At 66.3% G+C, this 14,098-nt stretch carries 11 protein-coding genes; 7 read left to right on the top strand and 4 right to left on the bottom strand.

Translation table 11 applies throughout. From position 1 onward, the window contains the following. The first annotated feature begins 7 nt into the window (after positions 1-7). From xdhA to HWX53_RS05395, 7 genes are all read left to right on the top strand, one after another. Positions 8-1,534: a xanthine dehydrogenase small subunit gene (xdhA, locus tag HWX53_RS05425; protein WP_175939779.1), complete on the top strand. Its 1,527-nt coding sequence runs from the start codon at positions 8-10 to the stop codon at positions 1,532-1,534. Next, positions 1,531-3,924, top strand: a complete 2,394-nt coding sequence (xdhB, locus tag HWX53_RS05420) for a xanthine dehydrogenase molybdopterin binding subunit (protein WP_175939778.1) — start codon at positions 1,531-1,533, stop codon at positions 3,922-3,924. Before xdhA ends, xdhB begins: the two co-directional genes overlap by 4 nt. A 46-nt stretch (positions 3,925-3,970) precedes the next feature. Then, positions 3,971-4,987, top strand: a complete 1,017-nt coding sequence (gene xdhC / locus HWX53_RS05415; protein ID WP_175939777.1) for a xanthine dehydrogenase accessory protein XdhC — start codon at positions 3,971-3,973, stop codon at positions 4,985-4,987. A gap of 44 nt (positions 4,988-5,031) precedes the next feature. After that, positions 5,032-6,054 carry an adenosine deaminase gene (locus HWX53_RS05410; RefSeq protein WP_175939776.1) on the top strand — a complete coding sequence of 341 codons (1,023 nt, stop codon included), beginning with the start codon at positions 5,032-5,034 and terminating at the stop codon, positions 6,052-6,054. 33 nt (positions 6,055-6,087) lie between these two features. Further along, positions 6,088-7,458 (top strand): NCS2 family permease, encoded by a 1,371-nt coding sequence (locus tag HWX53_RS05405; protein ID WP_175939775.1) that lies wholly within the window; start codon positions 6,088-6,090, stop codon positions 7,456-7,458. A gap of 29 nt (positions 7,459-7,487) precedes the next feature. Beyond that, positions 7,488-8,816: a guanine deaminase gene (gene guaD, locus HWX53_RS05400; RefSeq protein ID WP_175939774.1), complete on the top strand. Its 1,329-nt coding sequence runs from the start codon at positions 7,488-7,490 to the stop codon at positions 8,814-8,816. Positions 8,817-8,943: 127 nt separating this feature from the next. Beyond that, on the top strand, positions 8,944-9,384 hold the full coding sequence (locus tag HWX53_RS05395) for a hypothetical protein (protein ID WP_175939773.1): 441 nt from the start codon (positions 8,944-8,946) through the stop codon (positions 9,382-9,384). Between the two features lie 9 nt (positions 9,385-9,393). Here the strand turns inward: HWX53_RS05395 and HWX53_RS05390 are convergent, their stop codons facing one another. Genes HWX53_RS05390 through HWX53_RS05375 form a run of 4 tightly spaced genes read right to left on the bottom strand, consistent with a single transcriptional unit; the run spans position 9,394 to position 14,087 of the window. Continuing rightward, on the bottom strand, positions 9,394-10,458 hold the full coding sequence (locus HWX53_RS05390; RefSeq protein ID WP_175939772.1) for a 2-aminoethylphosphonate aminotransferase: 1,065 nt from the start codon (positions 10,456-10,458) through the stop codon (positions 9,394-9,396). Continuing rightward, the gene (gene aepY / locus HWX53_RS05385; RefSeq protein WP_175939771.1) at positions 10,458-11,624 is read right to left on the bottom strand and encodes a phosphonopyruvate decarboxylase; all 1,167 of its coding nucleotides are present in this window, start codon (positions 11,622-11,624) and stop codon (positions 10,458-10,460) included. The genes HWX53_RS05390 and aepY overlap by 1 nt, the downstream gene beginning before the upstream one ends. Continuing rightward, a complete protein-coding gene (gene aepX, locus HWX53_RS05380; RefSeq protein ID WP_175939770.1) occupies positions 11,617-13,314 on the bottom strand; it encodes a phosphoenolpyruvate mutase in 1,698 nt (565 codons plus the stop codon). Before aepX ends, aepY begins: the two co-directional genes overlap by 8 nt. Then, positions 13,311-14,087, bottom strand: coding sequence for a phosphocholine cytidylyltransferase family protein (locus tag HWX53_RS05375; RefSeq protein WP_175939769.1), 777 nt, complete (start codon positions 14,085-14,087; stop codon positions 13,311-13,313). The genes aepX and HWX53_RS05375 overlap by 4 nt, the downstream gene beginning before the upstream one ends. Positions 14,088-14,098: the final 11 nt, after the last annotated feature.

Genomic DNA, 14,098 nt, shown 5'->3' with positions numbered 1-14,098 from the left:
CCGGCTCATGACAACGCACACCATCCGCTTCCTGCACCGCGGCGCCGTCCGCGACATCGCCGATGCGCCCGCCACGCGCACCGTGCTTCAGCATCTGCGCGCGAACGACTGCACCGGCACGAAAGAAGGCTGCGCCGAAGGCGATTGCGGCGCGTGCACCGTGGTCGTCGGCGAACTCGATTCAGCGGGCGAACTCGCGCTCAAGGCCGTCAACGCGTGCATCCAGCTTCTGCCGACGCTCGATTCGCGTGCGCTGTTCACCGTCGAAGACCTGCGCGGCGCGGACGGCGCGCTGCACCCGGTGCAGCAGGCGCTCGTCGATTGTCACGGCTCGCAATGCGGCTTCTGCACGCCGGGCTTCGTCATGTCGCTCTGGGCGCTGTACCACGCCCATCCGCGCGATGCCGGCCCGCCCTCGCGCGACGAAATCGCCGCCGCCATTTCCGGCAATCTGTGCCGCTGCACCGGCTACCGGCCGATCATCGATGCCGCCGAGCGCATGTTCGACTATCCGCCGCCCGCTTTCGACCGCGATGCGATCCGCGACGCGCTCGCCGGCCTGCGCCGCACGCAGACGTTCGAATACCGCGCGCCCGACGCGCGCGGCGAAGCCTTCGGCACCCCGGCATTTCATGCGCCCGTCACGCGCGCCGAATTCGCCAGCCTTCGGGCAGCGAACCCGGACGCGCGTCTGCTCGCGGGCAGCACGGATATCGGCCTGTGGATCACCAAGCAGTTTCGCGATCTCGGCGACATCCTTTTTATCGGCAATGTCGAGGAACTGAAGCGCATCGAGCGCGACGCGCAGACGCTGACGATCGGCGCGGCGGCATCGCTCGAAGATGCGTACGCCGCGCTTACCGCCGATTACCCCGAACTCGCCGAGCTATGGACGCGCTTCGCGTCGCGCCCGATCCGCAATGCCGGTACGCTCGGCGGCAACGTCGCGAACGGCTCGCCGATCGGCGATTCGATGCCCGCGCTCATCGCGCTCGACGCCGAACTCGTGCTCCAGCACGGCGACAAGATCCGGACGATACCGCTCGACGCGTTCTACCTCGCGTATCAGAAGACCGCGCTTCAGCCAGGCGAATTCGTCGCGGCCATCCGCGTGCCGCGCCCCGGCTCGGACTTGCGGTTCCGGACGTACAAGGTGGCCAAGCGCTACGATCAGGACATCTCCGCCGTCTGCGGCGCTTTCGCGATCCGGCTGGACGACAGCCATCGCGTGACGAGCGCGCGGATTGCGTTCGGCGGCATGGCGGCGACGCCCAAACGCGCGGCTCAGGTCGAAGCGGCGCTGATCGGCGCGCAATGGAGCGACGACACCGTGCGCGCCGCCATGAACGCGCTCGATGCCGACTTCCAGCCGCTCACCGACATGCGCGCATCGAGCGCGTATCGGGCGAAGGTGGCGCGCAACCTGCTGCGGCGCTTCCATCTGGAGACGCGCGCCGACGCGCCGCTCGCGCTAGCCCAAGTGAACGCGTTCGCCTACGCCGCGCATGCGTCGATCTCCGAGGAGCAGCCATGAACAAGGCGAGCGAACCGATCGCACTCGATGCCGCAGCCCGTCCCGCCAACGTGGACGCCGACGCCGCGGGCGCCGCGCTGCCGCACGAATCGGCGGCGCTGCATGTAAGCGGCGAGGCGGTCTACACCGACGACATCCGCGAATTGCGCGGCACGCTGCACGCGGCGCTCGGGCTGTCGCGATACGCGCACGCGCGCATCGTCTCGATGAATCTCGATGCCGTGCGTGCCGCGCCCGGCGTCCTCGCGGTTCTGACCGCCGCCGACATTCGCGGCGAGAACAACTGCGGCCCGGTGCTGCACGACGACCCGATCCTCGCCGCCGACGAAGTGCAGTACCTCGGGCAGCCGGTGTTCGCGGTCATCGCAGAGACGCACGATCTGGCGCGCCGCGCCGCCGCGCTCGCCAAAAGCGACGATGTCGTGCGCTACGAGCCGCTCGAAGCCGTCCTGACGCCGCGCGAAGCCAAGGCGCGCAAGCAGTTCGTGCTGCCGCCGCTGCATCTGAAACGCGGCGATCCGGACGCGCGCATCGCGGGGGCGAAGCATCGCATCGCCGGGGAATTCGAGGTCGGCGGGCAGGAGCAGTTCTATCTCGAAGGCCAGGTGGCGTATGCCGTGCCGAAGGAATCGGACGGCATGCTCGTCTACAGCTCGACGCAGCATCCGAGCGAAATGCAGCAGGTCGTCGCGCACATGCTCGACTGGCCGACGCACGCGGTCGTGTGCGAATGCCGGCGCATGGGCGGCGGCTTCGGCGGCAAGGAATCGCAATCGGCGCTCTTCGCGTGCGTCGCGGCGCTCGCAGCGCACGTGCTGAAACGCCCGGTGAAGCTGCGCGCCGACCGCGACGACGACTTCATGATTACCGGCAAGCGCCACGACGCGGTCTACGAATACGAAGCGGGCTTTGACGACGACGGGCGCATCGTTGGCGCGCGCGTCGAGATCGCGCTGCGGGCCGGCTATTCGGCGGACTTGTCGGGCGCGGTCGCGACGCGCGCCGTGTGCCATTTCGACAACGCGTACTACCTGAGCGATGTCGATATCCGCGCGTTCTGCTGCAAGACCAACACGCAGTCGAACACGGCGTTTCGCGGCTTCGGCGGCCCGCAAGGCGCGCTCGTGATGGAAGTGATGCTCGATGAAATCGCGCATCGGCTCAAGCGCGATCCGCTCGATGTGCGGCGCGCGAACTACTACGGCATCGACGCGCGCAACGTGACGCCGTACGGCCAGACGGTCGCGGACAACGTGCTCGCGCCGCTCACCGACGAATTGATCGCGTCCAGCGATTACCACGCGCGCCGCCAAGCGATCGCCGCGTTCAACGCGACGAACGACGTGCTCAAGCGCGGCATCGCGTTCACGCCAGTCAAGTTCGGCATCTCGTTCAACGTGCCGTTTCTGAATCAGGCCGGCGCGCTCGTGCACGTCTACAAGGACGGCTCGGTGCTCGTCAATCATGGCGGCACCGAAATGGGCCAGGGGCTCAACACGAAGGTCGCGCAAGTGGTGGCTAGCGTGCTCGGCATCGGCCTCGCGCGCGTCCGGGTGACGGCCACCGATACGTCGAAGGTCGCGAATACGTCGGCGACGGCGGCATCCACCGGAAGCGATCTCAACGGCAAGGCGGCGGAAGCGGCGGCGCTGACCATCCGCGCGCGCCTCGCGGAACTCGCCGCGAAGCAGCTCGGCGGCGCAGCCGCGGACGTGCGCTTTCACGGCGGCGTGGTCGAGGCGAACGGCGGGCAGATGCCGTTCGATCAACTCGTCGCGGCGGCGTATCTGGCGCGCGTGCAGTTGTGGTCCGACGGCTTCTACGCCACGCCCAAAGTGCATTGGGACGCGAAGACGCTGACCGGCCACCCGTTCTACTACTTCGCGTACGGCGCGGCGGTATCCGAGGTCGTCGTCGACACGCTCACCGGCGAATGGAAGCTGCTGCGCGCCGACGTGCTTCACGACGCGGGGCGCTCGATCAATCCGGCCATCGACCTGGGACAAGTGGAAGGCGGCTTCATTCAGGGCATGGGCTGGCTCACGACCGAGGAGCTGTGGTGGAACCGCGACGGACGTCTGATGACGCACGCGCCTTCCACCTACAAGATCCCCGCCGTCAACGACACGCCCGCCGCGTTCCACGTCGCGCTCTTTCGCGGCGCGGGCAACGAGAACGTCGAGCCGACCATCTTTCGCTCGAAGGCGGTCGGCGAGCCGCCGCTGTTGCTCGCGTTTTCGGTGCTGCTCGCGATCCGCGCGGCCATCGCGGGCGCTTCGCCCGACGCGCCCGACGCGCCGAAGCTGCGCGCGCCCGCCACGCCCGAAGCGATTCTCGACGCGCTCGCTTCCGTCGCCGCCGAGGCTCAGTCCGCCGCCCCGGTAAACTAGCGCCTGCGACGACGCAATAACCCGATTCTCTCCCGGAGCCTCATCCATGCAAGTTTGGCTGAACGACCTGCAACACCTGCTCGCGCACGGCGACGCCGTCGTGCTCGTGACGGTCGCGCGTGTCGAAGGCTCCGCGCCGCGCGAGCCGGGCACGAAGATGATCGTCACGCGCGAGGACGCCCGCTACACCATCGGCGGCGGCCATCTCGAATGGAAGGCGATCGAAACCGCCCGGCAAGTGCTGAAGGACGGCATGCGCAGCCCGCGCATGCGCCGGCTCGAACGTTTCGCGCTCGGTCCGAGCCTCGGCCAGTGCTGCGGCGGCGCGGTCGTGCTCGCGTTCGAGCGGCTCGACGTATCGGACCTGAACTGGGTGACTTCGCTCGCCAAACGCACGGCGGCCGGGCTTTCGACGGTGCGCAGCGTCTCCTTCGCGCCGATGCCCGACGCCGTGATGCTGTCCGATCCCGAGCCGGGCGCCGACACCGCCGACTGCCTGTTGTGGGACGGCGCCGGCTTCGACGAGAGCGGCGCGCTGCTCACCGAAACCATCGCGCCGCGCGACTTTCAGGTGGTGCTGTTCGGCGCGGGTCACGTGGGCGCGGCGCTCGTGCGCGTGCTCGCCACGCTGCCCTGTCACGTGCGATGGGTCGACGAGCGCGACGCCGCGTTTCCGGCCGCGCAGTTCGTGCCGGACAACGTGACGATCGAGCCGAACGACGCGCCCGACGAAGCCGTCGACAACGCGCCGGCCGGCACGTACTTCATCGTCATGACGCACAACCATGCGGTGGATCTCGTGCTGGCCGAACGCATTCTCGCGCGCGGCGACTTCGCGTTCTTCGGCATGATCGGCTCGCACACGAAGCGCCGGCAGTTCGAGCACCGGCTCGCGGCGCGCGGCATCGACCCGGCGCGCATCGCGAGAATGGTGTGTCCGATCGGCATCGACGGCATCGTCGATAAGGCCCCCGAAGTGATCGCCGTCGCAGCAGCCGCCCAGCTGCTGCAGGCCGTGGAAGCGCGTGCCGAGCTTTCCGCGTCGTCGCAACAGACCGCTTGATTTCGAGCGGAAGCCCCTAGCATCGACATAAGAACCCCAAGCCCATGAATCCCACACTCGCCGACAAGATCGCGCGCGCGCCGAAGGCGGAACTGCACATTCACATAGAAGGCTCGCTCGAGCCGGAACTCATCTTCGCGCTTGCCGAAAGGAACGGCGTGAAGCTCGCGTACGACTCCATCGACGCGCTGCGCGCCGCGTACAAGTTCACGGATCTGCAGTCGTTCCTCGACATCTACTACGCGGGCGCGAGCGTCCTGCTGCATGAGGCCGATTTCTACGACATGACGATGGCCTACGTCGAGCGCGCGCTCGCCGACCACGTCACGCACGCGGAGATCTTCTTCGATCCGCAAACGCATACGGAGCGCGGCGTCGCCATAGAAACGGTCGTCGCGGGCATCGAGCGCGCGCTTGCCGAAGGCGAGAAACGCGGCCTCACGTCGAAGCTGATTCTCTGCTTCCTGCGTCATCTTTCCGAGGAAGACGCGCTCGCCACGTACGAAAGCGCGCTGCCGCTCTTCGACCAGTACGCGCATCGGCTGATCGGTGTCGGGCTGGATTCGTCGGAACGCGGGCATCCGCCGTCGAAATTCGAGCGCGTCTTCGCGAAGGCGCGCGAGCGCGGGCTGAAGCTCGTCGCGCATGCGGGCGAGGAAGGTCCGCCCGCGTATGTCTACGAGGCGCTGGATGTGCTCAAGGTGGATCGCGTCGATCACGGCGTGCGCAGCATCGAAGACGCGGCGCTCGTCGCGCGTCTCGCGGATGCGCGCATCGCGCTGACCGTGTGCCCGCTCTCGAACATCAAGCTCTGCGTGTTCGACGACATGACCAAGCACACGCTGAAAGACCTGCTGGATCAGGGCGTCGCGGTGATGATCAATTCGGACGATCCCGCGTACTTCGGCGGCTACGTCAACGCCAACTACTTCGCCATCGTCGATGCGCTGAAGCTCTCGGACAAGGAGGTCTACACGCTGTTGAAGAACAGCCTGGAAGCCTCGTTCGTCACCGACGAGGAACGCGCCGCGATGGTCGCGCGCCTCGACGCGTATTGGAAGCAGTAAAGCCAAGCACTAACCGTACTAAACGCAATAAAGATGGATACCACAGCAACAACACAACGCGACACCACCGCCCTCGAACGATTCTTCGGCATTCGCGCGGCCGGCTCGCGCACGAAAACCGAGATCGTCGCGGGCATCACGACCTTTCTCACGGCGATGTACATCATCGTCGTCAACCCGGGCATTCTTTCGCAGGCCGGCGTGCCGTTTCCGGCAGCGCTCACGGCAACGGTCATCGTCAGCTTTCTCGGCAGCTGCGCGATGGGCCTCTACGCGCGCAACCCCGTGCTCGTCGCGCCCGGCATGGGCATGAACGCGCTCTTCGCCTTCGTGATGGTCCACGGCGGCAAGATGCCGTGGCAGACGGCGCTCGGCTGCGTGTTCTGGGCCGGCGTGATCTTCGCGGTGCTCGCGGTGTTCAACGCGCGCAAGCTCGTCGTGGATGCGATTCCCGCGAACCTGCGCCATGCGGTGTCGTGCGGCATCGGCTTGTTCATCAGCCTCATCGGGCTCGTGAACGCGAAGTTCGTCGTCGGCGATCCGGTGACCATCGTGCATTCGGCCTCGCTCAATCCGGTGGTCATTACGTTCCTGATCGGCCTCGCCGTCACGACGATTCTCGTCGCGCGCAAAGTGACCGGCGCGCTGATGCTCGGCATCGTGTTCACGACGATCATCGCCATTCCGATCGGCCGCGTCTGGGGCGACGGCACCGCGTACTGGCCCGCCGCCATCGCCACGAAAACGCTCGTGAACTGGAACGGCCTCTTCGCCGCGCCGGACTTCTCGGGCATCTGGCAACTGGACCTGACGGGCGCGCTCAAGGTGGTCTACTGGCCGTTCATCTTCGTGATGCTGTTCACGTCGTTCTTCGACGCGCTCTCCACGTTCATGGCGATTTCCGAGGCCGGCAAGCTGTTCGACGCGAACGGCAACCCGCGCAACATCCGCCAGTCGATGATGGTCGACGCGTTCTCCGCGCTCGTTTCCGCGCCGCTCGGCACGAGTCCCGCGAACGCGTATATCGAATCGGCGGCGGGCATTTCGGCGGGCGGGCGCACCGGGCTCGTCGCCGTGGTCGCGGGCTTGTGCTTCCTGCCGTTCCTGTTCCTCTCGCCGCTCCTGTCGCTCGTTCCGGCGATCGCGACCGCGCCCGCGCTCGTGCTCGTCGGCGTGTTCATGATGGAAGCGATCACGCAGATCGAATGGCATCGCTTCGATGAAGCCATTCCCGCGTTCCTCGCGATGATCCTGATTCCGCTGACCTACTCGATCACCGACGGCGTCGCGTACGGCTTTCTCGCGTTCGTCGTGCTCAAGTCCGCGACCGGGCGCTTCAACGAGATCAAGCCGGCGATGTGGATCATCGCGGCCTTCTCGCTCGTATTGCTTTCGCAGTTGTAGACATCACTAGAAATCGGAGACGTTGCACCATGACTCAGACCGCCTACCGCGCCCAGTTGCTCACCTTCCGCGAAGACCCCGCGCTCGCCGCCGACGGCGCGGTGTACGAGGCCGACGGCCTGTTGATCGTCGAGGACGGCAAAGTGGCCGCGGCGGGCGAGTATGCGTCGCTGCGCGACACGCTCGGCGCGGACGCGACCGTGCACACCATGCGCGACAAGCTGATCGTGCCGGGCTTCATCGACTCGCACATTCACTTTCCGCAGACGGACATGATCGCGTCGCCCGCGCCGGGTCTGTTGCCGTGGCTCAACACGTACACGTTTCCGACCGAGCGCGGCTTCGAGAACCCGGCCGTCGCGCGCGAGACGGCGAGCTTTTTCCTCGATGAACTGCTCGCGTGCGGCACGACGACGGCGCTCGTCTACTGCACGGTGCACAAGCAATCCGCCGATGCGTTCTTCACCGAAAGCGAGGCGCGCAATCTGCGCATGGTGGCGGGCAAGGTGCTGATGGATCGCAACTGCCCCGAGTTCCTGCGCGACACGGCGCAATCCGGCTACGACGACAGCGCCGAGCTCATCGCGCGCTGGCACGGCCGCGGCCGACAGCATTACGCGCTGACGCCGCGCTTTGCGCCGACATCGACCGAAGCGCAACTGGAAGCGTGCGGCGCGCTCGCGCAGCAACATCGCGATGTGTTCATTCAGACGCACGTCGCCGAGAACACCGACGAGATCAAGTGGGTCGAGAGCCTGTTTCCGGGCCACCGCAGCTATCTGGATGTCTACGATCACTACGGCCTCCTGCGGCGGCGCGCGGTGTACGGCCACTGCATCCATTTCGACGATACCGACCGGCAGCGCATGGCCGAAACGGGCGCGGTGGCGTCGCATTGCCCGACGTCGAACCTGTTTCTCGGCAGCGGTTTGTTCGATTTCGAGAAAGCTGGCGCGTCAAAGATGCCCGTGGCGCTCGCGACGGACGTGGGCGGCGGCACCTCGTTTTCGATGCTCCAGACGATGAACGAAGCGCACAAGGTCGCGCGTCTGACGGGGCATCACTTAAGCGCGACGCGCATGTTCTGGCTCGCGACGACGGGCGCGGCGCAAGTGCTCGAACTCGACGACAAGATCGGCACGCTCGCGCCCGGCAGCGAAGCAGATTTCGTCGTGCTCGATCCGGCCGCGACGCCGCTGCTCGCCCGGCGCACGGCGCGCGTGGAATCGCTCGAAGAACTCCTGTTCGCGTTCGCGCTGCTCGGCGATGACCGCGCCGTGTTCGAGACCTACGCGGCAGGCAAGCGCGTGCACGAGCGCGAGCGGCGCAGGACGACGGCGCTGGAACTGGCGGCTTAAGTGTTCGAGAAGCGCCCTTCGCACGAAGGGCGTTTCCCTTTGCGATGCCGAGAAAGCGCTGATCCGAGCACAAATTTTGCGCGCTCGCTAAAGTGCAAGCTTTCGTCCGTCACCGTGAAGATTCGTTATGAAGGCCGCCGCGCTTTTCTTTCGCCTAGCCGCATCCCTCGCGCTCGCCATGTCGGCCGCGCCGTCGCATGCACGCGCAATCGAAGCGCAACTCGACTGCCACTCCACCGCGCACGACTTCATCGCGCCGCTTCAGCAAGAAGGATTGATCGAGAAGAAGCCGATGCGCGTGGAGCCGAACTCCGTCAACGCGTTCAAGGCGGTCAAAGGCGCGACGCTGACGGCATACGGATTCAAGGTGTATGCGGTCGTCGGCTACCAGAAGGACGATCCCATCTTCAAACAGGGCAACGGTGAGCCGATCGCGGATTCGGCTTACGGCGTGGTCGTCTGGGCGAGCGATGACGCCGTGAAGGAAAAGGTCGACGCAGCGGGCAGCGACGCAGACGTACACCACGTCGCGCCCTTCATCACGGCGATCTTCTGCAAAGGCCCCTGACGCTTACGCTCAACGCAGCAGTTCCGCGACGGATGCGATCAGGCGATCCATGTCGCTGGCGTCGAGCGCGCCCATCGTCGAGATGCGGAACAAAGTCTTCGACAAGCCGCCCTGCCCCGCGTAGATCACGAAGCCCTTGGCCTTCAGCGCATCGTGCAGCGTTTCGTAGCTGATGCCCGCCGGCAGCCGGTACGCGCGCAGCACGACCGACGACTCGTCCGCCGGCAACGCGCTCTCGATGCCGAGCGCCGCAAAGCCCGCTCGCACTTGCTCGGCCAGCGTCGCATAGCGCGCGTGGCGCTTGCGCCAGCCGCCTTCGTCCTCGAACTCGCGCAACGCCTCGACGAGCGCGTAGTACGCATGCACCGACGGCGTGAACGGCGTGTTGCGCGCGTCCTGCAACTTCGCGAGCCGCGCGATGCCGAGGTAGTACGTGCGGCTCGCGGCCTTCGCCAGCGCGTCGCGCCGCGCGATCACGAACGCCGCGCCCGGCACGCCGTGCAGGCACTTGTTCGCCGTCGCCGCCACCGCGACGATACCGCCGCCGTCGAAGTCGATCGCTTCGGCGCCAAAGCTGCTCACGCCATCGACCAATAGGCCGACGCCGCGTTCGGCGCACGCCCGCGAGAGCGCATCGAGCGGATTCAGGCGGCCCGTCGTCGTTTCATGATGAATGATCGCGACGTGCGTGAACGCCTTCTCGTCGATCATACGGACGATCGCGTCGGTGTCCGGCGCCTGCATCCATTCGTACTTCAGCACTTCATGCTCGATGCCGTACTGCGCCGCGATCTGCGCGATGCGGTCGCCATACACGCCGTTTTCCACGACGAGCAGCCGCCCGCCTTCCGGCACGAGGCCCGCGATCATGCTTTCGACGGCAGCCGTGCCGGAGCCGGTCATCAGCACCGCCGTCCACTTCGCGGGATCGAGCTCGTATGCCGCGACGAGCCGCGTTCTCGCTTCGTCCTGCAAGTCGAAGAACTCCGGCTCGCGATGGCACAAGTCTGTCTGCAACAGGCTGTTGCGCACGCGTTCGGTGAGCGTGACGGGACCGGGATTGAGCAGCAGCATCAGCGTTCTCCGATGTGTCGTTGCAGACGCGCGCGCACGTCTTCCGGCGTGATCTTCGGGCGCGGCAGGTCGGCGGGCGTGCCGGTGCGGATCGACAGCCGCGCGAAGCGCGCGCCTTCGGGCGCTTGCGCGTCGAAGAGGCGGTCGATCACGCCGATGTCGTCGCCGTCGAGCGCGAGCGCGTAGCCGCACGCCGACGCGATCGACGCGAAATCGACGCCGCGTGAGACGGTCGCCTGTCCGCCGGTCGATTCGTGCGCGCCGTTGTCGAGCAACAGGTGGATCAGGTTCGCCGGGCCGTAGGCGCCGAGCGTCGAGAACGCGCCCATGCGCATGAGCGCGGCGCCGTCGCCGTCGAGCGCGACGACGGTCAGATCGGGTCGCGACAGCGCGAGCCCGAGCGCCATCGGCGTCACGCAGCCCATTGAGCCGACGAGATACAGCTGGTTCTCGCGGTCGTCGATGGCGTACAGCTCGCGGCCGCAGAAGCCGGTCGAGGCCAGCACGACCGTCGAATCCTTAGGCGTGCGTGCGATCACGCGCTCCAGCGCGGCATGACGCGTCACGCGCTCGCCTTCGAATCGGTCGACCGGCGCGTGCGCTTCGGTCGAGCGCACGCCCGACAGCCCGATCTTCTTCAGTTCATACGGCGCGACGCTGCCCTTCTGCATCACGAGCGCATACGGACGGCCGGTGCGGTCCATGTATTCGGTCGCGCGGTCGAGCGCCGGACCGATGGCGTCCGCTTCCGTCGGGAAAAGCTCCCACGGTATCTCCATCGTGTCGAGCATCTGCGGCGTGATCGGGCCCATCAGCGCGTGCTGCGGCTCGTCGGCGACGCCCGGCTGGCCGCGCCACGTCACGATTAGAAGCTGCGGCAGCCGGAACGTCCAAGTGAGCGAGGTCAGCGGGCTCACCGCGTTGCCGAGCCCGGAGTTCTGCATCATCGCGATGCCGCGACGTTTGCGCTCGCCGCTTCCCGCGCCAAGCGCCACGCCCGCGAGCAGCGCGACGGCATCGCCTTCATTCGCCGCCGATACGTAATGGAGCGATTCCTCCTGCAGCACGTAGTTGATGAACGGGGTGAGAAACGAGCACGGCACGCCCGCATACCAGTCGAAGCCGCGCGCGCGCGCCGCCTCGACGAACTGGGCGGCCTCAATCACGCGCGTTCTCCAGACCTTCCGAGCCGATCGGCGTTTGACCGTGCGCGAAGTCGCCCGCGCGGCGGAAATCGTCGAGGTCGTTCACGCCGCGCCAATGGCCGTGCACGTACTGCACCTCGATCTTTTCGCCCGCCGCGACGAGCGCATTCAGCAGCGCGGCCATGTCGAGCGTATCGAAGTCGGGGCGCGCCTGAAGCTGCGCGAGCACCGCGAGCAGACGGTCACGCGCGCCGCCGCGCACATTGATGAGACCCATCCAGCGGCCCTGCGGCGCGCGTCCTTCGGTCAGGGCGTGTCCCGCGCCGACGACGCTTTCCAGCCACACCTTCTGGCCGAAGAGCGCGCGGTCATCCGGTTGCGAGCAGTAAGCGAAGTCGGTCGCGGAGGCGCCCGATTGCGGCGTCTGCGACGAATCGACGACGACGCAGAAGTCGCTCGGCGATTCGACGAGATCGCGCAGGATATAGCTGCGGAACAGCAGGTCGCCGTAGGAGAGCACCGTGTCGCCGGTGATGTGCTTCGCGGCGCACGCGAGCGATGCCAGTTCGCCCGTCGACGCGTGCTTGTCATTCACGACGAGCCGTACGCCCGACGTATCGATCGCATCGGCACGGTAGCCGCCGACGACGGTGATGTCGTTGATGCCTTCCTTCTTGAACGCCTCGACGAGATGGCGCAAAAGCGGCTTGCCCGCGACCGGCAGCATCACTTTCGGACGATCCGCCGTCACGGCTTCGAGGCCCGCGCCGCGGCTCGCCGCCAGCACGACCGCGCTGCGCTTCTCGTTGGCGGCCGTCAGATAGATGTTCTCCGCTGCGGAGTACTCGTCGGCGTCTTGCAGGCGGAAAATCTCGTTGACCGTCGCAATGCGGTCTTCCACATTGACGAGCGTTTCGCTGTCGTGGATTTCCTTTGCGATGGCCTGCATCGCCGAAACGGCGCCGCGAATCAGATGGTTCGCCCAGATCACGCAGCTGATGCCCGCCTGACGGAACGCGTCGGTCGGCGTGCTGTAGTACTTCGTCGGCACGATCACGAGCGGACCGCGCCCGGCCCATTCGCGCGCGAAGGTCAGGATTTCGTCGGGCTTCGAGAGCTTGCTGTGGATCAGGATCGCGTCCGCGCCCGCCTGGCGATACGCCTCGGCGCGCTTGAGCGCCTCCTCCATGCCCCAGCCCGCGATCAGCGCCTCGACGCGCGCCACGATCGAAAAGTTAGGATCGCTTTGCGAATCCTTGCCGGCCTTGATCTTGCCGCAGAATTCGTCGATGTCCGCGAGCGGCTGCGCTTCGCCGTTGATGAAGCTATTGGTCTTCGGGAACTGCTTGTCCTCGATGCACACGCCCGCGATGCCGCGCTGCTCCAGCTTCTTCACCAGCCGGCGCACGTTGTTGAAGTTGCCGTAGCCGGTGTCGCCGTCGAGCAGGATCGGCAGATCGCTCGCGTCGGCCATGAATTCGAGGTTATCGACAACCTGCGTCCAGCTCGCTTCGTTGTTGTCGCGCACGCCGAACTGCGCGGAGATCGAGAGGCCCGAGCCCCAGATCGCCTTGAAACCGGCTTCCTTCGCGATGCGCGCGGATATGCCGTTGTGCGCTTCCATCAGGAATTCGAGGCGGCTGCTTTGCAGCATCTCGCGCAGGCGCATGGTGCGCGAGTAGCCGACGGGAATGGTGCGGGGTGCGTTCATTGTTGGGAGGCTCCTGCAAACTGACGTAGCGGTTGCAACTGCGGCAGCACTTCGTCGGCTGCGCGCTTCACGTCGTTCTGAAAGTCGATTTCGATCCACGGCGCGCCTGTGACATCGGCGATATCGAACACGTGGGCTTTTTCCAGCAGCAGGTCGCGCACCGCTTCTTCGTGCGGCATCTTCGCGCGGCCCGTTTCGACATAGTTCGCGACGATATCGGCCAGACGCGCGGCCGTCTTCGCGTCGAAGCGGAAGAAGCCGACCGATTCGCCGATGGTGTCGTAGTTCAGGCCCGCCGCGACCTGCTTGCGCAGTTCCACCGGCACGCCTTTTTCTACGCACAGCTTCACCGGCTCATCGCCGGCTTCGAAGTCACGGTCGATCAGCAGGCGATTCACGGCGCCGCCCGCGACCAGCGGTTCGATGATGCGCTCGTCGTAGAGCACGTCGGCGTCCATCAGCAGCACGTCGCCGCCGCGCGTCATCGCTTCGCGCGCGGTATGCACGGACAGCACGCTGCCGAGCGTGAATTCCTCGTTCACGACGATTTCCGTTTTCGGCTTCCAGTCGATCGACGCGAGTTCGGCCTCGATCTGTTCGTGCTTGAAGCCGGTGACAAAGACGATTTCATCGACGCCCGCGCCCTTCAGATAATGAAGATGGCGTTCGAGGAGCGAGGCGTCGCCAAAGCGCAGCAGGCATTTCGGCTTTTGCTGGCCTTCGGGCTGAACAAGACGCAGTCCCATCCCGGCCGCAAGAATAATTGCGCGCATGGTTGTTGTTC

It is taken from the genome of Caballeronia sp. BCC1704, assembly GCF_902833455.1.
Lineage (GTDB): Bacteria > Pseudomonadota > Gammaproteobacteria > Burkholderiales > Burkholderiaceae > Caballeronia.
This window is presented reverse-complemented; position numbering and strand designations above follow the sequence as displayed.

Excerpts from the sequence above, each read along its gene's own strand:
- HWX53_RS05395 (WP_175939773.1), top strand. The coding sequence starts at position 8,944 with ATGAAGGCCGCCGCGCTTTTCTTTCGCCTAGCCGCATCCCTCGCGCTC.
- HWX53_RS05405 (WP_175939775.1), top strand. The coding sequence starts at position 6,088 with ATGGATACCACAGCAACAACACAACGCGACACCACCGCCCTCGAACGA.
- HWX53_RS05410 (WP_175939776.1), top strand. The coding sequence starts at position 5,032 with ATGAATCCCACACTCGCCGACAAGATCGCGCGCGCGCCGAAGGCGGAA.
- xdhC (WP_175939777.1), top strand. The coding sequence starts at position 3,971 with ATGCAAGTTTGGCTGAACGACCTGCAACACCTGCTCGCGCACGGCGAC.
- xdhA (WP_175939779.1), top strand. The coding sequence starts at position 8 with ATGACAACGCACACCATCCGCTTCCTGCACCGCGGCGCCGTCCGCGAC.
- aepX (WP_175939770.1), bottom strand. The coding sequence starts at position 13,314 with ATGAACGCACCCCGCACCATTCCCGTCGGCTACTCGCGCACCATGCGC.
- HWX53_RS05390 (WP_175939772.1), bottom strand. The coding sequence starts at position 10,458 with ATGCTGCTGCTCAATCCCGGTCCCGTCACGCTCACCGAACGCGTGCGC.
- guaD (WP_175939774.1), top strand. The coding sequence starts at position 7,488 with ATGACTCAGACCGCCTACCGCGCCCAGTTGCTCACCTTCCGCGAAGAC.
- HWX53_RS05375 (WP_175939769.1), bottom strand. The coding sequence starts at position 14,087 with ATGCGCGCAATTATTCTTGCGGCCGGGATGGGACTGCGTCTTGTTCAG.
- xdhB (WP_175939778.1), top strand. The coding sequence starts at position 1,531 with ATGAACAAGGCGAGCGAACCGATCGCACTCGATGCCGCAGCCCGTCCC.